The 24501-nt window shown below is 62.5% G+C and carries 24 protein-coding genes and 1 pseudogene; 16 read left to right on the forward strand and 9 right to left on the reverse strand.

Features of this window, described 5'->3' with window-relative positions; genetic code table 11:
- Positions 1-28: 28 nt before the first annotated feature.
- The gene (locus EJ077_RS14720) at positions 29-1315 is read right to left on the reverse strand and encodes a dihydroorotase (protein ID WP_208702752.1); all 1287 of its coding nucleotides are present in this window, start codon (positions 1313-1315) and stop codon (positions 29-31) included.
- Positions 1312-2292 carry an aspartate carbamoyltransferase catalytic subunit gene (locus EJ077_RS14725; RefSeq protein ID WP_208702753.1) on the reverse strand — a complete coding sequence of 327 codons (981 nt, stop codon included), beginning with the start codon at positions 2290-2292 and terminating at the stop codon, positions 1312-1314. Before EJ077_RS14725 ends, EJ077_RS14720 begins: the two co-directional genes overlap by 4 nt.
- 170 nt (positions 2293-2462) lie before the next feature.
- Between EJ077_RS14725 and EJ077_RS14730 the strand changes: the two genes are divergently transcribed.
- From EJ077_RS14730 to EJ077_RS14740, 3 genes are all read left to right on the forward strand, one after another.
- The gene (locus EJ077_RS14730; protein ID WP_135915885.1) at positions 2463-4091 is read left to right on the forward strand and encodes a DNA alkylation response protein; all 1629 of its coding nucleotides are present in this window, start codon (positions 2463-2465) and stop codon (positions 4089-4091) included.
- A gap of 123 nt (positions 4092-4214) precedes the next feature.
- Positions 4215-4763 carry a hypothetical protein gene (locus EJ077_RS14735; protein ID WP_208702754.1) on the forward strand — a complete coding sequence of 183 codons (549 nt, stop codon included), beginning with the start codon at positions 4215-4217 and terminating at the stop codon, positions 4761-4763.
- Entirely contained in the window at positions 4763-5104 is a 342-nt protein-coding gene (locus EJ077_RS14740; protein ID WP_208702755.1) for a DUF6105 family protein, read from the forward strand. Before EJ077_RS14735 ends, EJ077_RS14740 begins: the two co-directional genes overlap by 1 nt.
- Here the strand turns inward: EJ077_RS14740 and ruvX are convergent.
- Entirely contained in the window at positions 5022-5528 is a 507-nt protein-coding gene (gene ruvX / locus EJ077_RS14745) for a Holliday junction resolvase RuvX (protein ID WP_208702756.1), read from the reverse strand. The genes EJ077_RS14740 and ruvX overlap by 83 nt on opposite strands.
- A 123-nt stretch (positions 5529-5651) precedes the next feature.
- Here ruvX and EJ077_RS14750 point away from each other — a divergent pair, with 123 nt between their 5' ends.
- The 6 genes from EJ077_RS14750 (at position 5652) to EJ077_RS14775 (ending at position 10111) form a co-directional block, all read left to right on the forward strand.
- Positions 5652-6359, forward strand: coding sequence for a metal-dependent hydrolase (locus EJ077_RS14750; RefSeq protein WP_208702757.1), 708 nt, complete (start codon positions 5652-5654; stop codon positions 6357-6359).
- A gap of 24 nt (positions 6360-6383) precedes the next feature.
- The gene (locus EJ077_RS14755; RefSeq protein ID WP_135880424.1) at positions 6384-6800 is read left to right on the forward strand and encodes a hypothetical protein; all 417 of its coding nucleotides are present in this window, start codon (positions 6384-6386) and stop codon (positions 6798-6800) included.
- An 88-nt stretch (positions 6801-6888) separates the two neighbouring features.
- Positions 6889-7176: an Asp-tRNA(Asn)/Glu-tRNA(Gln) amidotransferase subunit GatC gene (gene gatC, locus EJ077_RS14760; protein ID WP_127280125.1), complete on the forward strand. Its 288-nt coding sequence runs from the start codon at positions 6889-6891 to the stop codon at positions 7174-7176.
- Positions 7177-7183: 7 nt separating this feature from the next.
- Positions 7184-7639, forward strand: a complete 456-nt coding sequence (locus EJ077_RS14765) for a GNAT family N-acetyltransferase (RefSeq protein WP_208702758.1) — start codon at positions 7184-7186, stop codon at positions 7637-7639.
- The gene (locus EJ077_RS14770) at positions 7639-9204 is read left to right on the forward strand and encodes an amidase (protein WP_208702759.1); all 1566 of its coding nucleotides are present in this window, start codon (positions 7639-7641) and stop codon (positions 9202-9204) included. Before EJ077_RS14765 ends, EJ077_RS14770 begins: the two co-directional genes overlap by 1 nt.
- A gap of 109 nt (positions 9205-9313) precedes the next feature.
- Entirely contained in the window at positions 9314-10111 is a 798-nt protein-coding gene (locus EJ077_RS14775) for a YdcF family protein (protein ID WP_208702760.1), read from the forward strand.
- Here EJ077_RS14775 and EJ077_RS14780 read toward each other — a convergent pair.
- Positions 10084-10803: a DUF599 domain-containing protein gene (locus EJ077_RS14780; protein ID WP_208702761.1), complete on the reverse strand. Its 720-nt coding sequence runs from the start codon at positions 10801-10803 to the stop codon at positions 10084-10086. The genes EJ077_RS14775 and EJ077_RS14780 overlap by 28 nt on opposite strands.
- 173 nt (positions 10804-10976) lie before the next feature.
- Here EJ077_RS14780 and EJ077_RS14785 point away from each other — a divergent pair, with 173 nt between their 5' ends.
- The 3 genes from EJ077_RS14785 to EJ077_RS14795 all read left to right on the forward strand — a co-directional run bounded on the left by EJ077_RS14785 (position 10977) and on the right by EJ077_RS14795 (position 13832).
- Positions 10977-12380: an L-serine ammonia-lyase gene (locus EJ077_RS14785; protein ID WP_208702762.1), complete on the forward strand. Its 1404-nt coding sequence runs from the start codon at positions 10977-10979 to the stop codon at positions 12378-12380.
- 77 nt (positions 12381-12457) lie between these two features.
- Positions 12458-12895 carry a DUF1489 family protein gene (locus EJ077_RS14790; RefSeq protein WP_208702763.1) on the forward strand — a complete coding sequence of 146 codons (438 nt, stop codon included), beginning with the start codon at positions 12458-12460 and terminating at the stop codon, positions 12893-12895.
- A gap of 235 nt (positions 12896-13130) precedes the next feature.
- Positions 13131-13832 (forward strand): DnaJ domain-containing protein, encoded by a 702-nt coding sequence (locus EJ077_RS14795; RefSeq protein ID WP_208702764.1) that lies wholly within the window; start codon positions 13131-13133, stop codon positions 13830-13832.
- 46 nt (positions 13833-13878) lie between these two features.
- Here EJ077_RS14795 and EJ077_RS14800 read toward each other — a convergent pair.
- A pseudogene (locus EJ077_RS14800) lies at positions 13879-15341 on the reverse strand (SPOR domain-containing protein).
- Between the two features lie 285 nt (positions 15342-15626).
- On the opposite strand from EJ077_RS14800, the gene EJ077_RS14805 reads away from it, so the two are divergent.
- From EJ077_RS14805 to EJ077_RS14820, 4 genes are all read left to right on the forward strand, one after another.
- The gene (locus EJ077_RS14805; protein WP_095774324.1) at positions 15627-15956 is read left to right on the forward strand and encodes a phasin family protein; all 330 of its coding nucleotides are present in this window, start codon (positions 15627-15629) and stop codon (positions 15954-15956) included.
- 277 nt (positions 15957-16233) lie between these two features.
- A complete protein-coding gene (gene clpS / locus EJ077_RS14810) occupies positions 16234-16563 on the forward strand; it encodes an ATP-dependent Clp protease adapter ClpS (protein WP_010909565.1) in 330 nt (109 codons plus the stop codon).
- Between the two features lie 6 nt (positions 16564-16569).
- Positions 16570-19038, forward strand: coding sequence for an ATP-dependent Clp protease ATP-binding subunit ClpA (gene clpA / locus EJ077_RS14815; protein ID WP_208702765.1), 2469 nt, complete (start codon positions 16570-16572; stop codon positions 19036-19038).
- A 280-nt stretch (positions 19039-19318) separates the two neighbouring features.
- Entirely contained in the window at positions 19319-20218 is a 900-nt protein-coding gene (locus tag EJ077_RS14820; RefSeq protein ID WP_245458749.1) for a phosphatase PAP2 family protein, read from the forward strand.
- Positions 20219-20221: 3 nt separating this feature from the next.
- Here EJ077_RS14820 and EJ077_RS14825 read toward each other — a convergent pair whose 3' ends face one another.
- The 4 genes from EJ077_RS14825 to EJ077_RS14840 form a co-directional block, all read right to left on the reverse strand.
- Positions 20222-20653 carry an HIT family protein gene (locus EJ077_RS14825; protein WP_208702767.1) on the reverse strand — a complete coding sequence of 144 codons (432 nt, stop codon included), beginning with the start codon at positions 20651-20653 and terminating at the stop codon, positions 20222-20224.
- A gap of 74 nt (positions 20654-20727) precedes the next feature.
- Entirely contained in the window at positions 20728-22404 is a 1677-nt protein-coding gene (locus EJ077_RS14830; protein WP_208702768.1) for a sulfatase-like hydrolase/transferase, read from the reverse strand.
- Positions 22405-22501: 97 nt separating this feature from the next.
- Positions 22502-23716, reverse strand: coding sequence for a GNAT family N-acetyltransferase (locus EJ077_RS14835; protein ID WP_208702769.1), 1215 nt, complete (start codon positions 23714-23716; stop codon positions 22502-22504).
- Positions 23717-23771: 55 nt separating this feature from the next.
- Positions 23772-24500: a glycerophosphodiester phosphodiesterase gene (locus EJ077_RS14840; protein ID WP_208702770.1), complete on the reverse strand. Its 729-nt coding sequence runs from the start codon at positions 24498-24500 to the stop codon at positions 23772-23774.
- Position 24501 lies beyond the last annotated feature (1 nt).

Genomic DNA, 24501 nt, shown 5'->3' on the forward strand with positions numbered 1-24501 from the left:
TGCTCGATGTCGCATGGCTATTGCCGGCTCAGGCGGAAAACACTGTGCGGCCCGCCACCAGCGTTTGCAAGACCTTGCCTTGCAGCCGTGCGCCTTCGAAACAGGTGTTTTTCGAGCGCGAGCGGATGCCGCTTTCACTGACGATCCAGGGTTCATCGAGATCGACAAGCGCCAGGTCGGCTGCCGCGCCCGGCTTCAGCGTGCCGCCGGGCAATCCGAACAGCCTCGCCGGCGCGGTGGACAAGGTTTCGATCAGCCGGAGCAAAGGCACATCGCCATTGTGGTAGAGCCGCAAGGCGGCGCCCAGCAGGGTTTCGAGGCCGATGGCTCCAGCCGCGGCGTCGGCGAAGGGCAGGCGCTTGGTGTCGACATCCTGTGGATCATGCGAAGAGACGATGACATCGACCGTACCGTCCCTGACCGCCTCGATGACAGCCAGCCGGTCTTCCTCGGCGCGCAGCGGTGGTGTCAGGCGGAAGAAGGTGCGGTATTCGCCGACGTCGTTTTCATTGAGCGACAGATTGTGGATCGACACGCCCGATGTCACTGCCGCGCCGTCGGCCTTCGCCCGCGCCATGGCGCTTGCCGCCATGGCCGTCGAGATCTTCGCGGCATGGTACGAACCCCGCGTCAGCCGCGCCAGCGCAAGGTCCCGCTCGAGCGGGATGGATTCGGCTTCACGCGGAATGCCGGAAAGACCGAGCCAACTGGCGTACAGGCCTTCATTCATGACGCCCGATGACCCAAGGTCGGCATCCTGCGTTTCATGGACAATGGTGGCGCCGAAATCGCGCGCGTAGGTCAGCGCGCGGCGCATCACCAGCGCGCTCGATATGGTGTGCCGGCCATCGGTGAAGGCGACCGCGCCGGCCTCGCGCAGCAGGCCGAACTCCGTCATCTCGCGCCCGTGGAGGCCCTTGGTGATGGCGGCGGCCGGAAAGATGTTGACGACGGCCGTATCCTTGGCGGTGCGCAGCACGAATTCGACCAGCGCCACATTGTCGATCACGGGGTCGGTGTCGGGCATCATGACGATCGACGTCACCCCGCCGGCGGCCGCGGCGACACTGGCCGAAGCGATGGTTTCGCGATGCTCGCCGCCCGGCTCGCCGATGAAGACCCGGCCATCGATCAAACCTGGCATGATCGCCTTGCCGGCACAGTCGATTGCCGTGGCGCCGTCAGGGACGCCCTGGTTCAGCGCCGCCTTGCCCGCGGCAACGATTTTCTTGCCATCGACTATGACGGAGCCGACTTCGTCGATGCCGCGCGAAGGGTCGACGATGCGGGCGCGTTCAAAGACAGTCGTGCTCATGCGCCGCGACCCTCTTGATTGCGGCCGTCTTGATTCCGACGGGGATCAAGCAGCGCTTCCATCACCGCCATGCGCACGGCGACGCCCATTTCCACCTGTTCCTGGATGACGCTTTGCGGGCCGTCGGCGATTTCGGAGGCGATCTCGACACCGCGGTTCATCGGGCCGGGATGCATGACAAGCGCGTCGTCCTTGGCAGCCTTCAGCTTCTCGGCATCAAGGCCGAAATAGCGGAAATATTCGCGCACCGACGGCACGAAGGCGCCTTCCATGCGCTCGCGCTGCAAGCGCAACATCATCACCACATCCGCGTCCTTCAAGCCTTCCGCCATCGAGCGGCAGACGATCACGCCCATCCTGTCGATGCCCGAGGGCAGCAGCGTCGAGGGCGCCACCACCCGCACCTGTGCGCCGAGGGCGTTGAGCAGCATGATGTTGGAGCGCGCCACGCGCGAATGCAGGATGTCGCCGCAGATCGCCACGATCAGCTTCGACAGTGGACCCTTGGCGCGGCGAATGGTGAGCGCGTCGAGCAGTGCCTGTGTCGGGTGTTCATGCGCGCCGTCGCCGGCATTGACAACCGAGCAGCCGACCTTCTGCGCCAGAAGAGCCGCGGCGCCCGCCGACTGGTGGCGGATGATCAATATGTCGGGCCGCATGGCGTTCAATGTCATTGCGGTATCGATAAGCGTTTCGCCCTTCTTCACCGAGGAGCTTGCCACCGACATGTTCATGACATCGGCGCCGAGCCGCTTTCCAGCCAGTTCGAACGAGGACTGCGTGCGGGTCGAGGCTTCGTAGAAGAGGTTGATCTGGGTGCGGCCGCGCAGCGTCGAGGTCTTTTTCTCAGACTGCCGCGAGATCGCGACCGCCCGATCCGCCCTGTCGAGCAACAGCTCGATGTCGGCGGGCGAAAGATCGCTGATGCCCAAAAGATGGCGGTGAGGATAGAGTGGCAGGGACGAAGCGTCGGTCATCTCAAGGGGCTGCTATAGGGTGCAGATTTCGCGCCCGCAAGCACCCGCTTTGCATTGACGCCGTTCTCCCCGGTATTTTCGTCGCGCGCGCAGCAGCGCTTGGCTATATCTAGCCGACGGCCTCGGATTCGAGGCTTCCCGACGATAAGGCCTTTCTAGAAGGATTGGGCGTGACCGACGACGTAACGAACCAGCCGCCGCCGCTGACGGGCGGCAACGCCTGGCGAGGCGATCCGTTGCTGATCCAGCTTGCCGAGCGCTTCTCCGATCCGGTGCGCAAGGATCTCGACGGGCTTGGCCGTTTCGTGCTCACGCAAGAAGCGCAGGAACTGGCGCGCCTCGCCAATGTCGAGACGCCTAAACTCAGGACGCACGATCGCCAGGGACGGCGCATCGACCTGGTCGAATTCCATCCTGCCTACCACGCCTTGATGCGCCGTTCGGTGGCCAACGGCCTGCACTCCTCGGTCTGGGAAAATGGCGATGCCGAGATTGGCCGCCGCCATCAGGTGCGGGCCGCCCGTTTCTACCTGACGGCGGAACTCGAGACCGGGCACCTGTGCCCCATCACCATGACCAGCGCCTCGCTGGCGGCATTGATGGCCAGCCCAAAACTGTTTCGCGAATGGGCGCCGCGGGTGACGACCCGCAAATACGACCAGAGCCAGAAGCCACCGGTCGAGAAGACCGGACTGACGCTCGGCATGGGCATGACCGAGAAACAGGGCGGCACGGATGTGCGTGCCAATGTGACCAGGGCGGAACGCGTCGGAAGCGGGTTCTACCGCCTGACGGGACACAAATGGTTCATGTCGGCGCCGATGTCGGATGCCTTCCTGGTGCTGGCGCAGGCGCCGGAGGGGCTGTCGTGCTTCCTGGTGCCACGTGTGCTCGGCGACGGGTCGGGGAATGGCTTCCGCTTCCAGCGGCTGAAAGACAAGCTCGGCAACCGCTCCAACGCGTCTTCCGAGGTCGAGTTCGTCAACGCCATCGGCGAGATGGTCGGCGAGCCCGGCGCCGGCGTCAAGACGATCATGGACATGGTGACGCTGACCCGGCTCGACTGCGCGGTGGCGTCTTCGGCGATCATGCGGGCGGGGCTGGCCGAAGCGATCCACCATGCCCGCCATCGCCAGGTGTTCGGAACCAACCTGATCGAGCAACCGCTTATGCAGCGCGTGCTGGCCGACATGGCGCTCGATGTCGCCGCGGCGACCGCGCTGTCATTCCGGCTGGCGCGTTCCTTCGACGAGGCGGCAAGCGACCGCGGCGAGGCGGCGTTCGCCCGCGCCATGACGCCGGTCGTCAAATACTGGGTCTGCAAGATCGCGCCGCCGCTGCTCTACGAGGCGATGGAATGCCTTGGCGGCAATGGCTATGTCGAGGAAGCTCCGCTCGCCCGCTATTACCGTGAAGCGCCTGTCAACGCGATCTGGGAAGGATCGGGCAATGTCATGGCGCTCGACGTGCTGCGCGTGCTTGGCCGCGCGCCCGGCCTTTTCGAAGAGGTGCTGGGTGGCATCGACCGCGACCTCGGCGCCGGCGGGCGCGGCACGATCGGTGTTCTGAAGGCGGCCATGCAGGTCGCTTCGACCGACGAGGGCTCGGCCCGGCTGCTGACGGAACAGCTTGCGCTGTCGGCGGCGGCCGCCGAGTTGCGCCGGCTGGGGGCAGGGCGGATCGCCGATGCTTTCGTCGAGACGCGGCTCGCAGGCCAGTGGCGCAATACCTACGGTATGCTCGATTCGCGTCACGATGCGCGCATGATCATCGATACGCTCTATCCGCCGGTGAATTGACGGGGATGTCGCTCGCCGAGGGCGTTGCCGACGCCCACCGTTGCCGTTAACCTTAACAAATGGTTTCCATTGCGGTGACGAACCGCAAAGCCCACTGTCATTCCTGTCGAAGCAGGAATCACGATGCGACACGTATTGACCTCCTTTCTGTCGGTGCACTGGGCGATCGTTTTCGCTCTGCTCGCGCTGATCTGTATCGATGGAAATCGAGGTGTGGCGGCGGCTCTTGGCGTACTCGGCGTGACCGTCGAGAGCGCCCGATTGATCAATCTGGAGAACATCGTCGTGGTCGCCCCGCTGGCGACCGCATTGCTGGTCGTGGCGGTGCTGTTCTTCTGGGCCTTTGTCGATACGCTGATCAATGACGCGTCCAGTCCGGGTGCCGACAGCGTCGTTCGCATCGCCTTTATTTCCGCTTCCGGCGTGATGTCGATGATCCTGATCGGCGGCGCGGCCCAAGGCATCAACGGTCTGTTCATGGTGGTGGCGGTGCAATTGGCCGCACTTCTGGCCTCCTATGTCGCGATGCTCGCCGAACGACGGTCGGTAGCCGCATTGGGTGAGGACGATTTCCACGCCACCGCGCACAGCATGGCGAAGGCCGCGGCGCACAATTCACTGCTCTCCCTGATATCGGGCCGGACCGGCCCGAAGGGCAAGGGAGGTCGCTGATGCGTTATATCTTCGGAATGTGGGCCGCCCCGATGGCAATTTTCTGGGGCTGGTTCTATCTGTCGGCCAACGACATCAATTTCGGCTACGTCATGTTCAGCCGGCAGACGCACGACTTCTTCTTCCAACTCTACGGCCAGATTCTGGGCATCGACCCATCGATCATTCCCGGAATGGTAGCGAAGACTTGCGTCTTCGACGGGCTTCTGCTGATGGCCTTGTGGGCGTTCCGCAGGCGTCGTGAGATTTTGGGCTGGGTCAGCCGGAGCTGGACGGGTCCGGTTCCGTTCGATCGGCTGCATCGAGCGACTGAAGCCGGTCCAAAACTCCCTGCAGAATAAAGGCGGCTGCCGCCGAATCGATCTTGCCGGCGCGTTTGGCGCGCGAGAAGTCCATTTCTATCAGCGTCCGTTCGGCCGCCACCGTCGATAGCCGCTCATCCCAGAACACGAAGGGCAGGTCGCTCAGTTGCGCCATGTTGCGCACGAAGGCGCGGGATTTCTGGGCGCGTGGGCCTTCGGATCCATCCATGTTGATCGGCAGGCCGATCGCCACCGCACCGACATTCTCCTTCTCCAGCAACGCCAAAAGGACGGCCGCGTCGAGCGAGAATTTCTTTCTGAGGATGACCGGGCGGGGATGAGCGAAGGAGAAACCCCGGTCGGAAACCGCGACACCGATCGTCTTGTCGCCGAGATCGAGCCCCGCCAGGGTCCTGCCGTCGGCGAGGCGCGCCGGCAATTGTTCAATCGTGATGACAGCCAACGGTTTTCCCTCGTCTTTTCGGTAGCACGCGTCTTTTCGAGTGCGCGGCGGACACTATACCCTTTGATCTCGGGGCTAGCGGCGTTCTATCCTCTGGCTCGGCAAAAATCGAGGAATGCATTGATGAAATTGACCTGGTACGGCCACTCGGCCTTCCGCATCGAAACCGGTGCCGCGAAAATCCTGATCGACCCTTATCTGATCGGCAACCCGTCCTGGACCGGCGGTTGGGAAGGGCCGGCCGAAGGGATCACGCACGTACTTTTGACGCACGGGCACAGCGACCACATCAGCGGCGCCGTGGAAGTGCTCGGCAAGAGTGGCGCCCAACTGGTCGCCAATTTCGAAATCTGCATGTATCTCGTCGGCAAGGGCGTCAGCGACAAGAAGATCAATCCAGGCAACATCGGCGGCACGGTCGATTGCGGCGGCTTCACCACCACCTTCGTCCAGGCGCTGCACTCCTCCTCATTTGGCGAAGACGGCGGCAGGAACGTCTATCTCGGCAATCCGGGCGGGCTCGTCCTGCATTTCCCGGATGACCGCACGCTCTATCATATGGGCGATACCGACATCTTTTCCGACATGGCGCTGATCAACGAGCTGCACGAGCCGAAGATCGGCATCGTCCCGATCGGCGACCGCTTCACCATGGGCGGCGCGGTGGCAGCCCTTGCCTGCCGCCGCTTCTTCAAATTCGACACGGTTGTCCCTTGCCATTTCGGCACGTTTCCGATGATCGATCCGACGCCCGAGAAGTTCGAAGCCGGCTTGGAAGGGTCGGGCGTCAAGGTCGCGTTGCCGAAGATTGGCCAAGCGATTACCATCTAGAAACTACGAAAGCGGAACAAACCCATGGCGTTGGGGCGATCTCTTTGCGTGTCGATGGTTGTCGCGGCGTCGCCCGCGCTCGCCGCCGATGATTTCATCGACGGCGTCTATCTGCAGTCCGAGGAGCTTTGTGGACAGGCCAGGAAGGAGACGCTGCAGACGCTTGTCGATGCCGGCAACATCGTGCTTTCGGTGCATGGCCTGCAGGGCGTCGAATATAGCTGCGAGTTCGTTCAAGTCAGCAAAGCGACGCGCTCGCCGAGCTGGGCGGTGACAGCCATCTGCCAGGAACCGGGCTACGTCTTTCCGGATGTCCTGTCGGTGACGCGGATCAGCCCGACGCAGCTCGATCTCGTCTCGGTCCGACCCATCGACGATGAGAGCGAGGCGAGCGGTAACAGCGGCAGCTATTATCTGTGCGAGGGCGTTGCCCTGCCATGAAGCTGTTTGCCCGATTGTCGGCCGGCGCATGTTGCGCGCCGCGCGCCGCGCCGCTATAGCGCGATCTGGTTTTCCCCGAGGCTGAAGCATGTCCGTTGATGTCAAGACAGTGAAGCGCGTCGCGCATCTCGCCCGCATCGCCGTGAGCGAGGAAGATGCCGAGCGGATGACCGGCGAGTTGAACGCCATATTGGGCTTCGTCGAACAGTTGAACGAGGTCGATGTTTCCGGTGTCGAACCGATGACCTCAGTGACGCCGATGGAGATGAAGAAGCGCGCGGATGCCGTCACCGACGGCAACAAGGCGGCCGACATCGTCGCCAACGCACCGGCGACCGACGAGAATTTCTTCCTCGTGCCGAAGGTCGTGGAGTAAGGCGGCGATGGCAATCGAGATCGCCATCGAGACGCCGCTGCAGGACGACGTGCGCGGCCTGGTGAGTGAGCTCGACGAAACCTTGCTCGAATTGACGCCGCCGGAGCATTGCTACCATCTGACTGTCGAGCAGATGGCGGGGCAGGACACGACGGTTTTCATCGCTCGCGATAATGGGATCGCCATTGGTTGTGGCGCGCTGAAGCGGCACGGCGACGCGATCGGCGAGGTCAAGCGTATGTATATCAGGCCATCGCATCGCGGCCGCAAGATCGGCGCCGGCATCGTCGAGAGGCTCGAGGCGCTGGCGCGCGATGAAGGATTGAAGCGGCTGGTGCTGGAGACCGGTGATCGCCATCCGGCCGCCTGGACCGTCTATGAACGTGCCGGGTTCTCGCGCTGCGGGCCGGTGCTCGATTATCCCGATTCCGAGTGGTCGGTGTTTTACGAAAAGAGCCTATGATGAGCGACCTGACCCGACTGACGATTTCGCAGGCCCGCGCCAAGCTGCGCGGCAAGGAAATCACCGCGACCGAACTGACGGAAAGCTATCTCTCGGCGATCGATCGCGCCAATGCCGCGCTCAATGCCTATGTCGCGGTCACCGGCGACAAAGCGCGCGACATGGCCAAGGCATCCGACGCCAGGCTGGTCAAGGGTGAGGGCGGCGCGCTGGAAGGCATCCCGCTGGGGATCAAGGACCTGTTCGGCACCGAGGGCGTCCATACCCAGGCCTGCAGCCATGTGCTCGATGGCTTCAAGCCGCGCTATGAATCGACCGTCACATCCAATCTGTGGGCCGATGGCGCGGTCATGCTGGGCAAGCTCAACATGGACGAGTTCGCCATGGGCTCGTCCAATGAGACCTCCTACTATGGCCCGGTCATCAATCCGTGGCGGCGTTCGCGCCTCGATACGGTGGTGATGCCGACGACACATCAAGGGGATGGCGGCTTCGTGTCGGCCGGCGGCACGAGGACCCAGCGTAGCCTCGACAATGCACAGCTGGTGCCAGGTGGGTCTTCCGGTGGTTCGGCGACTGCCGTCTCGGCCTTCCTGTGTGCCGGTGCGACGGCGACCGATACCGGCGGCTCGATCCGCCAGCCAGCCGCCTTCACCGGCACGGTTGGCATCAAGCCGACCTACGGCCGCTGCTCGCGCTGGGGCATCGTCGCCTTCGCCTCGTCGCTCGACCAGGCCGGGCCGATCGCTCGCGACGTGCGCGACGCTGCCATTCTTTTGAAATCCATGGCCTCGGTCGATCCGAAGGACACGACGTCCGTCGACAGGCCGGTGCCGGACTACGAGGCTGCGATCGGCAAGCCGATCAAAGGCATGAAGGTCGGCATTCCCAAGGAATACCGCGTCGAGGGCATGCCGGAGGAGATCGAGGCCCTGTGGCAGAAGGGCATTGCCTGGCTCAGGGACGCCGGCGCCGAGATCGTCGACATCTCCCTGCCGCACACCAAATACGCACTGCCGGCCTATTACATCGTGGCTCCCGCCGAGGCGTCGTCCAACCTCGCGCGCTATGACGGCGTCCGCTACGGCTTGCGCGTGCCGGGCAAGGACATCGTCGAGATGTATGAGAAGACCCGCGCCGCCGGCTTCGGCCGCGAGGTCAAGCGCCGCATCATGATCGGCACCTATGTGTTGTCGGCCGGCTATTACGACGCCTACTATCTGCAGGCACAGAAGGTGCGCAATCTGATCAAGCGCGACTTCGAAAACGTCTTCGCCGCCGGCGTCGATGTCATCCTGACCCCGGCTACACCGTCCGCCGCCTTTGGCATCGCCGACGAGGACATGGCGGCCGATCCGGTCAAGATGTACCTCAACGACATTTTCACGGTCACCGTGAACATGGCCGGTCTGCCCGGCATTGCCGTGCCCGCCGGCCTCGATCCCAAGGGGTTGCCGCTCGGCCTGCAATTGATCGGCAGGCCGTTCGAGGAAGAGACGCTGTTTCAGACCGCCGCCGTCATCGAGCAGGCGGCCGGCACCTTTCAGCCGGAGAAATGGTGGTAAGGGTATCGCTGGTCTGACGCATGGCCCCGAAAATCGCGATCGATTTTCGGATAGGATCATGCGTAAAACTGAAGCATTACGGCGTCCTTGACGCTGTAAGGGTTGAGCGATGTTCTACTATCTTTCCAAGGTCTTCTGGTTCTTCATCCAGCCACTCAATCTGACAATCTTCCTGCTTTTGGCAGCGCTGATCGCGGGAATGATCGGCCGGCGGCGACTTGCCGTCACCGGCAGTGTGCTGGCGTTTCTGATCCTTGCGCTGTCGGCCTGGACGTCGCTCGGCGCCATGATGCTCAATCCGTTGGAGGAACGCTTTCCCAAGCCGTCGCTGCCGGAGAAGGTGGACGGTATCGTCGTGCTCGGCGGCGGCTTCGAGGGTGCTATCAACCTCGCGCGTGGCGGCCATGAATTGAACAGCAGCGGCGATCGCATGGTCGAGACCGCAATTCTCGCCCTGCGTTTCCCGCAGGCAAAAGTGGTGGTCTCCGGTGGAAACGGCTCCCTGGTCTTCGATGGCGAAGGTGATGCCGACACGGCGCCGCGCCTGCTCGAGGCGCTGGGTGTGCCGGCCGACCGTCTGATCCTCGAAGACAAATCCCGTAACACTTACGAGAACGCGGTCTTCAGCCGCGAACTGGTCAAACCCAAGCCGGGCGAGACATGGCTGCTGGTGACATCAGCCTTTCACATGCCTCGCGCCAAGGCGCTGTTCGACAAGGCCGGTTTTCCAACCGCTCCATGGCCGGTCGACTATCGCACCTCGGGCAAGGAAGGCATCGGCCTGTTCCGAGACAATCCGTCCGATTCGCTGCAGGCGACCACGATGGCGGTTCGCGAGTGGATCGGACTTTTAGCCTATTGGCTTTCCGGGCGCATCGATCAGCCGTTTCCGGCGCCGGGCGGCTGACCGATGACGGCGCGCCGTGCCTCCGAGAAGAACTGGCGCCGCACCAGGACGGCCAGCAGCAGAAGCGTCGAAAGCACGAACACCAGGGGATCGACGAACCAGCCGAGATAGCCGATCGAGAAGAACACGCCGCGCAGGCCCGAGTTGAAATGCTTGCCCGCCAGCATGTTCATTTGCGTCGCGCGCCACACGGCCGTTTGCGTAACCGGATTGCGCGAGGCTTCGCCATGCGGGATCGGCACCGCGCCGATCAGGATCGAGCAATAGTTGAACAGCCGGTAGGCCCAGCCGAACTTGAAGAAGGAAAAGGCGAGAATCAGCCCCAGCCCCAGCACCTTGATCTGAAAAGCGGCTCGATCCGGCACGCCGCCCAGCGGGAGGTCGCTGAGAACCTCGATGACGCGGTCCGACGCGCCAAGCAGGGCGAAACAGCCGCCGAGCGCGATCAGCGAACTGGAGGCGAAGAAGGCGGTTCCCTGCTGCAGGCCGCTCATAATGGCGGTGTCGACGATGCGGATCTCGCGCTCGGCCATGGTGCGCATCCAGGCCTCGCGTTGCGCATTCATGGCGGTCGTCAGCGACATGCGGCTAACCAGCTTGCCATCGGACGCGAGCGTGTGCAGCACCCATGCAAGGAGGAAAAAGCCAAGCGCCGCGAGATCGGCCGCCGACAGATAGGAGGAATCGCCCATGGTTGAGTTTACCATATCCAGTGCGATCGCTTCGATCGCCGCATATGGCGACAAACAATCAATGTCGCTGCAGGAGCAAACAAGGTCGGCAGGTGCTGCGCCGCGATCGTCAAAAGAGCGGAAACATCCCGGGAGTTCCTATATGTAGTCCTCGACGTGACCCAGGAGACAGCGTGTTCCTTTCGGTTTTCGACCTGTTCAAGATCGGCATCGGCCCTTCGAGTTCGCACACGATGGGCCCGATGACGGCCGCGCGCCGCTTTCTCGACGAGGTCGCGGGCGACGACTGGCCGCGCCCGGCCGGCACCAAGGTCGCACGCATCGGCGCCAGCCTGCATGGATCGCTCGCCTATACGGGCGTCGGCCATGGCAGCGATCGTGCCGTCATTCTCGGCCTTGCCGGAGAGACGCCGCAGACGGTCGACCCCGATCAGGCCGATGGCATTGTCGCCCGCATCACAACCGACAAGCTGATTTCACCGCCCGGTCACCCCTCCTACCATTTCGACCCGGCCACCGATCTGGTGCTCGACCGCAAGACGCCGCTCACCGGTCACGCCAACGGCATGGCGTTCCATGCCTACGACGCCGGCGGCCGGTTGCTGCTCAAGCGCATCTACTATTCCATCGGCGGCGGGTTCGTGGTTTCGGAAGAAGAGCTGCAGCGGATGAAGGTCAAGGGCTCGGTCACGACCGAGGGCAAGAAAGTGCCGTATCCCTTCAAGAACGCGGTCGAGATGCTGAAGATGGCGGCCAAGAGCGGCCTTTCCATCGCCGACATGAAGCGCACCAACGAGGAAACGCAGATGTCGCGCGAGGAGCTCGACACCGGCCTCGACGCCATCTGGGGCGCCATGAAGAGCTGCATCGACCGCGGCCTGTCGCAGGACGGAATCATGCCGGGCGGGCTGAAGGTACGGCGGCGAGCCAGGCAGCTCCATGACAAATTGCAGGAGCAGTGGCAGCAGAACCGGCCGAACCCGCTGCTCGCCAATGACTGGCTGTCGATCTACGCAATGGCCGTGAACGAGGAGAATGCGGCCGGCGGGCGGGTGGTCACTGCGCCGACCAATGGCGCGGCGGGCACGTTGCCGGCGGTGCTGCGCTACTGGCTGCATTTCCATCCCGAGGCCGACCAGCCGAGCATCCGCGATTTCCTGCTGACGGCAGCGGCGGTCGGCGGCATCATCAAGTCCAATGCGTCCATCTCCGGCGCCGAGGTCGGCTGCCAGGGCGAGGTGGGCTCAGCCTCGGCAATGGCGGCCGCCGGCCTGTGCGCCGTCATGGGCGGCACGCCCGAACAGGTCGAGAATGCCGCCGAAATCGCGCTCGAGCATCATCTCGGCATGACCTGCGACCCCGTCGGCGGGCTGGTGCAGGTACCGTGCATCGAACGCAACGCGCTGGGTGCCGTCAAGGCGGTCACGGCCGCGTCCCTGGCGATCAAAGGCGACGGCGTGCATTTCGTGCCACTCGATGCCGCGATCGAGACCATGCGCCAGACCGGCCTCGACATGAACGAGAAGTACAAGGAAACCAGCCTTGGCGGTCTTGCCGTCAATGTCGTGGAGTGTTGAGAGCTTGCCCAATCCGGCACTGTGGAGAAGTCCGCCAGGCCGTTGACGTCTCGGCGCTCCGGACTAAACCTTAGCGCATGGCTCTCAATCTCCTAAAGCTTTGCGTCGGCTGCGACAGTGTCGAGGATCTCGAAGAGTGGATCGCCTTCCGTCTCGACGAACGCCGCCGTGCCGGCGAACCAGCCGAACACTGGCACACCACCCGCATGGTGCCGACACGTGGCGACGAGGTCACCGATGGCGGTTCGCTCTACTGGGTGATCAAGGGCAGCGTGCAGTGCCGCCAATTGATCACGGAAATCCGGCCGTTCATCGATGACGACGGCATCGGTCGCTGCCATCTGATGCTCGATCCCGAGGTGGTGCGCACCGACTGGCAGCCGCGCCGCGCCTTCCAGGGCTGGCGTTATCTGAAGCCAGCGGACGCCCCGGCGGATCTCGGCAAGGGCAAGGCGGGGTTGGTCGAGATGCCGCCGAAACTCAGGCGCGAGCTGGCCGATCTCGGCTTGCTCTAGACATTTCTGGCCCTCAAACTTGCCTCGCGCTGGACTTGCAAGCGACGCGACAACGCCACATCTTGAAATCCATGCGCGATGAAGAACTGTCGAAGTCGACAAAGGCCGCGGCGTTGGAGTTCGTATGATGGTCCTCTTCCAGCGGGGGTAAAGGCCATGATTCTGGCGCAGAAAAAGTGTTGAAGGACATCACGCGGCTGTCAAGGCGGACAGGATACCTGCGGGGCGGTGGGAAATGTTAGGCGCAATTATCGTTGTGGTCGCGTTGTTGCTGGTGCTCCTGGGGATGGCGACGGCCTTTCTCCGTGCGGATCCGGCGCAACTCGCAAGCGGGATGAGGACCTTGGGGCCGATCCTGCTGGCGCTGGTCGGCGGCGCCGTTCTCCTGGTCGGGCGTCAAGGCATCGGCGGCATCATCCTGTTCGTGGCAATCGCCTGGTACGGCGCCACGCGTACCGGGCGGCCAAATGCCACGCCAGCTGCTGGAAAACGCTCAACCGTGCGGACGGCGGCACTCGAGATGGAACTCGATCACGATACGGGCAGCCTTGAAGGGCTGGTTCTTGCCGGTCGGCACGACGGCAAGATGCTTGGCTCGATGACCCAAGCGGAATTGCAGCATCTCTACCGCGAGCTCTCCGGCGATCCGGAGAGCCGCCAACTGCTAGAGACGTATCTTGACGGCAGATTTCCCGTCTGGCGCAAAAACGCTGAGACGAACGGTGGCGAAGGGCTGGGTGTTGCGCCAGGTCCGGGCGCCATGACTAAGGAGGAGGCCTACAAGGTCCTTGGTCTTGAAGCGGGGGCCGCCGCGGCGGATGTCCGCAAGGCGCACCGCCGCCTGATGCAGCGCCTGCACCCCGACATCGGCGGCACGTCTTTCCTGGCGGCGCGAATTAACGAAGCCAAGGACGTCTTGCTCTCCAATCACAACTAGTCTCCTTCGACGCAATATTTTTCCGGGAGATATCTTCCACGCAGTCCTATTGCTGGACGGCGTAGCACTCGATTTTCTTCTTCTTCAAAGCGGTGCAGGCCTTCCATGCGGCGTCCTTCGACCCAAAGCCGCCGAAACGGGCGCGGTAGTAAGTGACGCCGCCCTTGTCGAAAGCGACGGTGAAGCCGGAAGCGTCGGCCAGCACCTTGGGAGCCTGCTTGGTGGTCGCGTCGAGGAAAGCCTGGGCTTCTGACTGGTTGGGCGAGGAGGCAACCTGGATGGCCCAGCCTGACGGAACCGAAGCGGTGTTGACGGGATCGACGGCGGCCGGGGCGGGCTCGGTATAGGCGGCCACGACCTGTGCGGTGGCGACCTTGGGGCGGAGACGATAACCGTCTTCACCTTCTTTGCCGGGACAACCAGCTTGGGCGCCTCTGCCTCGGCTGTATCCTCGTCCTCGCTGTCGCCCTGGGCAACTGTCGCGTCGTCCGCGACAGCCGTGGTCGCGTCGTCCGCGGCAGCGTCGTCCGCGGCAGCCGTATCGGCTTCCGCCACGGCCACCGGCTTTTCGTCCGGGGTCGGCGCGTCATGCTTGGGCAGGAGAACCTTCGCAAGTGCCTTGATTGGATTGCTGTCCGCCTTGGCAACCAGGTCGCCGCCACCGCGGGTCGAGGCCCTCGGCAGATAGGTGTTGATCAGGCCGGCCATCTGGTTGTCGCGGCTGCCGCCCGACGTGCCGCCCATGACAACGGCGACAAGGCGGCGGTTGCCGTCATTAACGGACGAGACGAGATTGAACCCGGAGGCGCGAGTATAGCCGGTCTTGATGCCGTCGACGCCCTTGATGCGCCCGAGCAGGCGGTTGTGGCCATTGATGCGCTGGCGACCGTAGAGAAAGGACCGCTGCGCGAAATAGCCGTAGTACTGGGGGAAATGTTCCCGCAGCGCGATGCCAAGGGTGGCCATGTCGCGCGCGGTGGTGAACTGTCCCGGATCAGGCAGGCCGTTGGCGTTGCGGAAGACGGTGCCATTCATGCCGAGCTGCCGTGCCTTGGCCGTCATCATGCGGGCGAAATTGGTTTCGTTGCCGCCGATCATTTCGCCAAGCGCCGTCGCCGAGTCGTTGGCCGACTTGGTGACTATCGACAGGATCGCCGTCTCGACCGTGACCGATCCGCCCGGCTTCACGCCCAGTTTGGTCGGCGCCTCGGCGGAGGCATGAGCCGAAAACACGACCGGCGAGTTTCTGCTGATCTTGCCCTTCGCCATCGCTTCGAAGGTCAGATAGAGCGTCATCATCTTGGTCAGCGAGGCAGGATAGCGCCGGCCATCCGCGTTTGCCGAATAGAGCACCTTGCCGGTCTTGGCGTCGACGACGATGGCCGCCGACTTTGCCGCCAGCGACGATGCCGCATCCGCGACGACGAATGTCATCGCCATGGCGAGGATCATGATCGTTTTGAGAGGGGACGCGGATTTGGAAACGATGCCCGACAACGCCTGACGCACTGGTAGTTCCTTTGAATTTCTCGTTGCGCTGGAGGCGGCAAAGGGATCCTGCCTCGCTTCCGGCCAAGCTAGCGGGGCAGCGTTACCAATCCGTTTATGGTAACCGCCGCGTTCACCATTTTCTGGTGGTTTGAGCCTTCCTTTATTCGAATTTTAGCCATTGCCGGTGCCAGCGGGGTGGCGAGCCCTTGAATTCTTGACTTTTGTGCGGCGCACAATATATTATCATGCATTGCACAACGGCGCTCGGGGCAGGGCGCTTCAACCGTCCAGGGAGAGTACGAAATGACCCAGACCTATGAGGACTTCAGCAAGTACGGCAAGGAATTCGCCGACACCGGATTGAAGAGCTTCGCCTCTTTGTCCAAGGGCGCGCAGGCGATCGCCACCGAGGCCGGGGAATACACCAAGAAGAGCTTCGAAGCCGGCAGCGCCGCGTTCGAGAAGCTGTTCTCGGCCAAGTCGCTGGACAAGGCGATCGAGATCCAGTCCGACTATGCCAAGCAGTCCTATGAGGCGTTCGTCGCCGAGGCCACCAAGATTGGCGACCTCTATGCCGAACTCGCCAAGGAAGCCTACAAGCCGTTCGAATCGATCGTTGCCAAGGCGAAGTAATTTTCGCCCGACAATTTTCAGATCCAGCCCTTCGTGGGTGGGGCAGAGCCCGGTCGTGGAAACGCGACCGGGTTTTTTCATGCCAGTTTCCGATCCGCGACAGCGTAGCGCTTCACGAATGCGAAAATCCGCCAAGTTGGTCACCTAGCCATATTGTCAGCTAACCAGAAGGGCTTAAAATCGTGCATCGAACACCTACATGTCGAACTCGCATGAGGATTCGAAGAGGCAGGATTACGTGACGATCGGTTTGACTGCCACGAGACGAGTGGCGCGGATGCAAAACGGCGGCGGCGACGGCAATGAGGCCGGCCGCGGGACGGCCGTTATCACGCGCACCAAAACCAAGACCAAAAAGCCCAGCCTTTACCGGGTCCTCATCCTTAACGACGACTACACTCCGATGGAGTTCGTGGTTCACGTGCTGGAGCGTTTTTTCCAGAAGGACCGCGAAGCCGCCACACGCATCATGCTTCATGTTCACAATCATGGAGTGGGCGAGTGCGGGGTCTATACATTCGAGGTGGCCGAGACCAAAGTGTCCCAGGTCATGGATTTCGCCCGACAGAATCAGCATCCGCTGCAATGCGTGATGGAGAAGAAGTGAGGTAACATGCCGGCTTTCTCCCAAGGCCTGGAAAAGGCGCTTCATCAAGCGCTGACGCTCGCCAACGAGCGGCACCATGAATATGCAACCCTTGAACACCTGCTGCTCGCTCTTATCGACGACACCGAGGCGGCCGCCGTCATGCGCGCTTGCAACGTCGATCTCGACGAGTTGAAGCATACCGTTCTGACCTACATCGATACCGAGCTCGACAATCTGGTCACCGGCTATGATGAGGATTCCAAACCGACGGCCGGTTTCCAGCGCGTCATCCAGCGCGCGGTGATCCATGTGCAATCATCCGGCCGCGAGGAAGTGTCGGGTGCCAACGTGCTCGTCGCCATCTTCGCCGAGCGCGAGAGCCATGCCGCCTACTTCCTGCAGGAACAGCAGATGACCCGCTACGACGCGGTCAACTACATCTCGCATGGCATCGCCAAGCGCCCCGGCGCGTCCGAGAGCCGCACTCCGCGCGGCGCCGATGACGAGCAAGGCGGCCAGAACGGCGCCGAGCCGCAGGAGGAAGGCGGCAAGAAAAAGCAGCAGCAGGACGCGCTGACGGCTTACTGCGTCAACCTCAACAACAAGGCCAAGGCCGGCAAGATCGATCCGCTGATCGGCCGTGAGAGCGAGATCAACCGCACCATCCAAGTGCTGTGCCGCCGCTCCAAGAACAACCCGCTCTATGTCGGTGATCCCGGCGTCGGCAAGACGGCGATCGCCGAAGGCCTGGCCAAGCGCATCGTCGAGGGCGACGTGCCCGAAGTGCTGCACAATGCCACCATCTTCGCGCTCGACATGGGCACACTTTTGGCCGGCACGCGCTATCGCGGCGATTTCGAGGAACGGCTGAAGCAGGTCGTCAAGGAGCTCGAGGATTATCCGGGCGCCGTCCTGTTCATCGACGAGATCCATACGGTGATCGGCGCCGGCGCGACTTCGGGCGGCGCGATGGATGCGTCGAACCTGTTGAAGCCGGCGCTGTCTTCCGGCGCTATCCGCTGCATCGGTTCTACCACCTACAAGGAGTTCCGCCAGTTCTTCGAAAAGGACCGGGCCCTGGTGCGGCGTTTCCAGAAGATCGACGTCAACGAGCCGACCATCGAGGACGCCATCGAGATCATGAAGGGCCTGAAGCCCTATTATGAGGAATTCCACAAGGTGAAGTTCACCAACGAGGCGATCAAGGCCTCGGTGGAGCTGTCGGCGCGCTACATCAATGACCGCAAGCTGCCGGACAAGGCGATCGACGTGATCGACGAGACCGGCGCCTCGCAGATGCTGGTGCCGGAAGCCAAGCGCAAGAAGACGATCGGCATCAAGGAAATCGAAGCGACGATCGCTACCATGGCCCGCATCCCGCCGAAGACGGTTTCGGCCGATGACGAGAAAGTACTGCAGGGCCTGGACATCGAGCTCAAGCGTGTCGTCTATGGCCAGGACACCGCGATCACCGCGCTGACCTCGGCGATCAAGCTGGCACGAGCCGGCCTGCGCGAACCGGAAAAGCCGATCGGCTCCTACCTGTTCTCAGGGCCGACTGGGGTCGGCAAGACGGAAGTCGCCAAGCAGCTCGCCGCCTCGCTCGGCGTCGAACTGATCCGTTTCGACATGTCGGAATATATGGAGCGCCACACCGTCTCGCGGCTGATCGGCGCGCCTCCCGGCTATGTCGGCTTCGACCAGGGCGGCCTTTTGACCGACGGTGTCGACCAGCATCCGCACTGCGTGCTGCTGCTGGACGAGGTCGAAAAGGCGCATCCGGACCTGTTCAACATTCTGTTGCAGGTTATGGACCACGGCAAGCTGACCGACCACAATGGCAAGCAGATCGACTTCCGCAATGTCATCCTGATCATGACCACCAATGCGGGCGCATCCGATGCGCAGCGCGCGGCGATCGGTTTCGGTTCGACCAAGCGCGAAGGCGACGATGTCGAGGCGATCAACCGGCTGTTCACGCCGGAATTCCGCAACCGCCTCGATGCGATCATCCCGTTCGGCTCGCTGCCGGTGCCGGTCATCCACCAGGTGGTGCAGAAGTTCGTCATGCAGCTGGAAGCTCAGCTTTCCGAACGTGGCGTCACCTTCGACCTGTCGCCGGATGCGATCGCCTGGCTCGCCGACAAGGGCTATGACGAGCGCATGGGTGCACGGCCGCTCGGCCGCGTCATCCAGGAGCACATCAAGAAGCCGCTGGCCGACGAGGTGCTGTTCGGCAAGCTCAAGAAGGGCGGAACGGTGCGCGTCACCGTCGAGAAGAAGGAAACCGGCGAGACCGGCCTGAAGCTCGAATCGCTCGCCGACGAGGCGCCGGTGAAGCCCAAGAAGGAAGAGCCGGAAGACGCGCCGAAGCCGCCCAAGGCGGTGGCCAAGACGCCTGCGGCAAAGAAGGTCGTGGCGCAGAAGCCGGAGCCTAAGGGCAAGGACGGTGGCAAGCGCAGCCTTGTGCCGCAACTGCCCAGAAAGGGCTGAGCCTGGCGAAAGTCGAAAAAAGCCCCGGAAACGGGGCTTTTTTCATTGGAGCGGCTCATGGAAAGGCGCGCCGCCAGCGCTGCGGGCGGGGGGGCGAAGTACGTAAGCGGCTTCTAATATAGTGCGTTCGGCTGCCTTCAAGAGAATCTTGGATGCGTACTCCGCGATCCATTAGCCCTCCTAACTGTCGACGGCCAATTTTCACTCGGAATTAACGCCGCTTGGCCATTTTCCAAACATGGTCTTACTACCCGCAGAACGGACAATACTGGCTGTCGTTTTGGCACTGGCCGCTGTCTGCTTGTTCGTTGCGTGGGACAAGGACATCACCGTTGCGCTCGATGGCTATGGTTTTTCCACCGGCTTTGCCATCGTCATGACGGCCCTTGGACAATTCTATCGCCGGATCCGCAAGGCCGAGCGGATCGCGCTTACCGCGCATGCCCTGGCGCTGTTCATCCTGTTTTCAGTGGTCGCCTCGCTCTTCAATCTTCTGCTCTTGCCACGCTACTCGGCGCCGATGGACGCCAGTCTGGTGTGGATCGATTCCTGGTTCGGTTACTCGTGGCCAGCTGCCTGTGGGTGGATTTCTCGATACCCATTCCTTTCGGATGCTCTCAGGCAGGTCTACAGTCTGACGCTGGCTCAGGTCCTGTTTGTCTTTCTCTTCCTGGGTATGGCCAATGACCGGCGGCAACTGCACGCGGCCATGTTCGCAATGGTTTTTGCGGCGCTGGCCACCATCTTTTGCTGGGCGCTGTTTCCGTCTAGCGGGGCTTCCGCCTACTGGACCTTGGACCCTGAAATCGATCGCGTTGTTCGGCCCGTGGTCGATTCCGCTTATGGAGCGGAATTGAATCGCCTGCTTGTTGAAGGCATCAAGGACATTACAGCCATAAAGGTGACCGGTCTGATAGGATTCCCTTCGTTCCATACGGTGATGGCGCTGATGTCTCTTATCGCGATCTGGCCGTATCGCTTTGCACGTTTCGCGCTGATCCTGGCCAACGCCGCACTGTTGCCGGCAATTCTCATCCATGGCGGGCACAATCTGATGGACGTGTTCGGCGGCACGGTGATTACAATAGTCTGCTGGCGACTGGGGCTGCTGGCATTTGAAGCGCAGCAATGCTTGCCATTGCCGGTGGCCAAATGCGAGGCGTTGCGAACAGAGGGCTGAGCGTCACTGCCCAGCCAGCGCAGCCCGTATCTTTGCGGCGTTCTCAGCCAACACCTCTGGCTTTTCCATGGCGCCCGTGTGCGGCTTCAAGGGGATGCCGTCGAATCGGGGGACGACATGGACATGCAGATGGTAGACAGTCTGCCCGGAGGCCGGCTCGTTGAACTGCATGACGGTGACACCATCGGCATTGAGGGCTTTCCTGACCGCCAGCGCCACTTTCTGAACGACGGTGAAGAGCGGACCAAATGTCGAGAGGTCGGCGTCCAGCAGATTGCGCGACGGCGCTTTCGGCACCACCAGCGTATGGCCCGGTCCTTGCGGCATCACATCCATGAAAGCCACGACAGCCTCGTCCTCGTACACACGGTGCGAGGGTATTTCGCCGCGCAGTATCCTTGCGAAGATGTTGTCGGTGTCATAGGCCTCAGTCATGGCGAACGCTCCGGAGTGTGTCTTGCCGTCCGGTGTAGCGAAGCCGCCTCCGAGCGGCAAGATGAAGCGCCATGCTATCGGCGGAGATCGACCATGCCTGCTTCAACGAGGGTGCGATGGAAGCGTCTTTTGCGCGGCGAGCCACTGTCGAAATAGGAGGCGGCGCAGTCGTCCAACAGGGTGGCCCGCGTGGCGAAAACCGGGTCGAGCGGAAGGCCGGCCGCCACCAGGGTCAGCGTCGACAGGAAGGCGCAATCGAGGATCGGCGGGGCCATGACATCGTCCGGCGGCCGGCAGTTCACGGCTTCGACCGCGTAGAATGTCCGATGCAAGGCCGGGTCGGAAGGCGGCAGTCCGGTCAGCGCCGTGGTGAATGATGGCTGGTGGTCGCCGTAGCGGACGATGATCGCCGGCTGGCCGTTCAGCATCATTTCGAACCGTCCGCGAAACATGGCGTAGGCTTCGACGCTCTCGGCCAGCCGCACGGCATATTCGCCATAGAATGGAACGCCGCTTGCCGCGATGGCTTCGTGGCGCAGGTCGGCATGCCTGTCGATCGGGAAGACGCGGCGGCGATGGTCGCCATGGTTCATCAAAGTGGCGATCGAAAGGAAGGATGGCTTGCCGGCCGCGATCCGTTTCGAAAGCTGGTCGAGCGCGTGATCGTAGAGTTGCTCGTCATGACTCTCCCGCTTCCAGCGTTCGGCGTCGAACGGCGGCGGCAAGGTTTCGGCATAGCTGATCGCGTCGAAGCCGACCGATTGGTAGAACCGGCCGCAATTGACGAAGGAAGGCCGGTCGCAGCTGACATGGGACACGCTGTAGCCGATACCGCTCAGCGTGGATGGAAGCGTATGCCGCATACGTCCGCTCAGAAGGTGGTAGACGTAGCGGCTGTCATTGCCGAACGATAGTGACGACAGGCCGGTCAGCACCGAGAACTCGGTCTGCAGGGTGCTGCCGCCGAAGACGTCGACATGCAGCGCGCCGGAGAGGGCACCAGGCGGCGTGAAGAACCGCCCGAACGCATTATTGACCGCCAGGCCGAACCGCCTCGGGTCGAATGTCGATTCATGCAGGATCATGACGATGTGCGGCATTCGTTCGCCCGCCGGTCGTCTTGACGGCACGGGCGGCAGGAGCGGCAGTGGATCAGGGTCGATATCGACGAACGCCGGACGCCGCGACGGCCCCGCGCCGAACCATGAGGCGACAAAGGCGGAAAGATGAACCCTGTCGCCGGTCAGATGATGAAACCGAAACCGCTTCGGACCACCGCTCGCCCAGAAGACGCACAGATACACAAGCACCGCCGCGCTGAACAAAGCAAGGCGCTGCGGGAGCGGCAGCGCCGGTTCGGCGAGCATCAGCGCCATGGCAAATATCCCCAGGACGGTCGCGATCATGGCCGCGAGGGCAGGGACCATCATGCGCGCATGGTCGGCCAGCACGCTTCGAAAGCTGCTTGCCGCGAGATGATAGATGTCGCCGGCCAGGAGATTGAAGCCGAGATGGCGATACTTCAGTTTGGAAACGATGCCGATGATCGCCGTCAGCACCACTGCCGCCCACAGGGCGACGATATTGCCCGGGAACAGGAGATGCGCGGCGCCGAAAAGGAGAAAGAAGGTCGCGAAGCCGAGCGGCCATGCCGTGCGTTTGCCCTCGAGCCAGGCAACCAGTGGCGGCGTGACCAACAGTCCCGCCGCGCCAAACCATTGCCCGACACCCAGAGATGCCAAACCCTGCATGTTTCCCCCTGGGCGCTTGCGCACCCACGTCCCCGGGGCATGGTTTAGCGGATTCCGTCCTGACGGTAAACGGCGTCAGCAGGCACGCAAAAGCCTGCTATTCCCCGAGATCTTTGCGGAACGGGGTATGTTCTTCCAGATATTCGCCCATCCGCTCCACCTCGCGCCGTTCGCGCCCGAGATAATCGGCGACCGCTTTGCGCAGGCCGGGGTGGGCAATGTAGTGCGCCGAATGCATGGTCACCGGCCGGTAGCCGCGCGCCAGCTTGTGTTCGCCTTGCGCGCCCGCTTCGACCACCTTCAGCTTGCGTTCGATGGCGAAGTCGATGGCCTGGTGATAGCAGACCTCGAAATGCAGGTAGGGGTGGTCCTCGATGCAGCCCCAATTGCGGCCGTAGAGCGCATCGGAGCCGATGAAGTTGATGGCGCCGGCAATGTAGCGCCCGTTGCGCCTGGCCATCACCAGCAGAATGTCGTCCGCCATGCGTTCGCCGATCAACGAGAAGAACTGGCGGTTCAGATAGGGGCGGCCCCATTTGCGGCTGCCAGTGTCCATATAGAAGGCGTAGAAATCGTCCCAGGCCTTTTCGGTCAGGTCCTTGCCAGTGAGCCAATCGATCGTGATGCCATCGGCGAGCGCTTCGCGCCGTTCCTTCTTCATCGCCTTGCGCTTGCGCGAGGCAAGCGTGGCGAGGAAGTCGTCATAGGTGGAAAAACCTTCGTTGAAGAAATGGAATTGCTGGTCGGTGCGATGCAGGAACCCTGCGGCCTCCAGCGTCGCGACGTCGCCCTCCTGCGCGAAAGTGACATGTGCCGAGGATACGCCGAGTTTGTCGGTCACCATTTTGAGCCCGGCGGCAAGCCCAGCCTTCACCGCATCCTGATCCTCACCTTTGCCGACCAGCAGGCGAGGGCCGGTGACGGGCGTGAACGGCACGGCACTTTGCAGTTTGGGATAGTAACGGCCGCCGGCGCGTTCGAACGCATCCGACCAACCATGATCGAACACATATTCGCCCTGGCTGTGCGACTTGAGATAGCAGGGAACCGCACCGAGCAGCCTGCCTTGCGCGGTCTCCAGCCGCAGGTGATGGCCTTGCCAGCCAGTGCGCCGCACGGCGCATCCGGAATCCTCCAGAGCGCTCAAAAAAGCGAATGAAACGAGCGGGTTATACCCGGCTTCCGCATCGCCGCGCGTGGTTCCGGCAAAGCCGTTCCATTCATCGCAGGTAAAGGCGCCTATACCGGCGGCGATGCGGATCGAATAGTCCGCATTCGCCGTTTGTCCGTCGCCGTCGTCGCCCTGATCCATGAGGCTTATTTAAGCTCCATTCGGGCCGCTACAAGTCACGTTTCGGGCACCCTGCTCAGGCGACTTTGACCAGGTCGGGTTCGAACCCTTCGAACGTCATCTGATCGGCATATCTAAAGGTCAGGTCGACTGCCGGTTGGTCATGCACCGTCCAGGTGATGACAGGCATTTTGAGCTTTTCGCGCACGAAGCTGACAAACGGGTTCGGCAGATCGCCGGCGGCGTAGGAGGTAAAGGAGAGATCGTGAGCCAGCATGGAGAAATGCGCTTCGATCAGCTTGGCGTCCTTGCCATAGGCGGTCAATCCGGCCGGAATGCCGGGCGCGTGTTTGGGGAAATCGCGGATCAGCCAGTGATCGAACGACATGATCGCAGCCTTGCCCTTGTAGCGCTTCAGCATCTTGCCGACGCGCGCCACCAGGCCTTCATCGCGGCCGGGAGTTCCTTTCAGCTCGACGACCATGGGCACACGACCGTCGACAAGGTCGAGCGTTTCCTGAAGCGTCGGCACGTGATCCGCCGTGCCGCCAACCTTGAGCGCGGTCAGTTCGGCCGCGCTGCGTTGCCAGACGAATCCGTCCTGCCCGGTGAGCCTTTGCAGATCATCATCATGGATGACGATGGGAACGCCATCCGACGACAGATGCACGTCGCATTCGATCGCGTAGCCGCGTTCGGCCGCGGCAGCGAAGGCGGAAAGCGTATTTTCCCAGCGCGTCTTGTTCATGTCGTGAAAGCCGCGATGGGCAACCGGCCGGGCAGTCAGCCAGGAGAGGTCGGTCATG

It is taken from the genome of Mesorhizobium sp. M8A.F.Ca.ET.057.01.1.1 (assembly GCF_003952565.1).
GTDB lineage: Bacteria > Pseudomonadota > Alphaproteobacteria > Rhizobiales > Rhizobiaceae > Mesorhizobium.

Bases quoted from the DNA above. Each gene is read 5' to 3' on its own strand.
- EJ077_RS14770 (WP_208702759.1), top strand. From the start codon at position 7,639: ATGAGCGACCTGACCCGACTGACGATTTCGCAGGCCCGCGCCAAGCTG.
- gatC (WP_127280125.1), top strand. From the start codon at position 6,889: ATGTCCGTTGATGTCAAGACAGTGAAGCGCGTCGCGCATCTCGCCCGC.
- EJ077_RS14725 (WP_208702753.1), bottom strand. From the start codon at position 2,292: ATGACCGACGCTTCGTCCCTGCCACTCTATCCTCACCGCCATCTTTTG.
- EJ077_RS14765 (WP_208702758.1), top strand. From the start codon at position 7,184: ATGGCAATCGAGATCGCCATCGAGACGCCGCTGCAGGACGACGTGCGC.
- clpA (WP_208702765.1), top strand. From the start codon at position 16,570: ATGCCGGCTTTCTCCCAAGGCCTGGAAAAGGCGCTTCATCAAGCGCTG.
- clpS (WP_010909565.1), top strand. From the start codon at position 16,234: ATGCAAAACGGCGGCGGCGACGGCAATGAGGCCGGCCGCGGGACGGCC.
- EJ077_RS14775 (WP_208702760.1), top strand. From the start codon at position 9,314: ATGTTCTACTATCTTTCCAAGGTCTTCTGGTTCTTCATCCAGCCACTC.
- EJ077_RS14720 (WP_208702752.1), bottom strand. From the start codon at position 1,315: ATGAGCACGACTGTCTTTGAACGCGCCCGCATCGTCGACCCTTCGCGC.
- EJ077_RS14790 (WP_208702763.1), top strand. From the start codon at position 12,458: ATGGCTCTCAATCTCCTAAAGCTTTGCGTCGGCTGCGACAGTGTCGAG.
- EJ077_RS14735 (WP_208702754.1), top strand. From the start codon at position 4,215: ATGCGACACGTATTGACCTCCTTTCTGTCGGTGCACTGGGCGATCGTT.
- EJ077_RS14830 (WP_208702768.1), bottom strand. From the start codon at position 22,404: ATGCAGGGTTTGGCATCTCTGGGTGTCGGGCAATGGTTTGGCGCGGCG.
- EJ077_RS14750 (WP_208702757.1), top strand. From the start codon at position 5,652: ATGAAATTGACCTGGTACGGCCACTCGGCCTTCCGCATCGAAACCGGT.
- EJ077_RS14780 (WP_208702761.1), bottom strand. From the start codon at position 10,803: ATGGGCGATTCCTCCTATCTGTCGGCGGCCGATCTCGCGGCGCTTGGC.
- EJ077_RS14795 (WP_208702764.1), top strand. From the start codon at position 13,131: ATGTTAGGCGCAATTATCGTTGTGGTCGCGTTGTTGCTGGTGCTCCTG.
- EJ077_RS14805 (WP_095774324.1), top strand. From the start codon at position 15,627: ATGACCCAGACCTATGAGGACTTCAGCAAGTACGGCAAGGAATTCGCC.
- EJ077_RS14840 (WP_208702770.1), bottom strand. From the start codon at position 24,500: ATGACCGACCTCTCCTGGCTGACTGCCCGGCCGGTTGCCCATCGCGGC.
- EJ077_RS14740 (WP_208702755.1), top strand. From the start codon at position 4,763: ATGCGTTATATCTTCGGAATGTGGGCCGCCCCGATGGCAATTTTCTGG.
- EJ077_RS14825 (WP_208702767.1), bottom strand. From the start codon at position 20,653: ATGACTGAGGCCTATGACACCGACAACATCTTCGCAAGGATACTGCGC.
- EJ077_RS14835 (WP_208702769.1), bottom strand. From the start codon at position 23,716: ATGGATCAGGGCGACGACGGCGACGGACAAACGGCGAATGCGGACTAT.
- EJ077_RS14755 (WP_135880424.1), top strand. From the start codon at position 6,384: ATGGCGTTGGGGCGATCTCTTTGCGTGTCGATGGTTGTCGCGGCGTCG.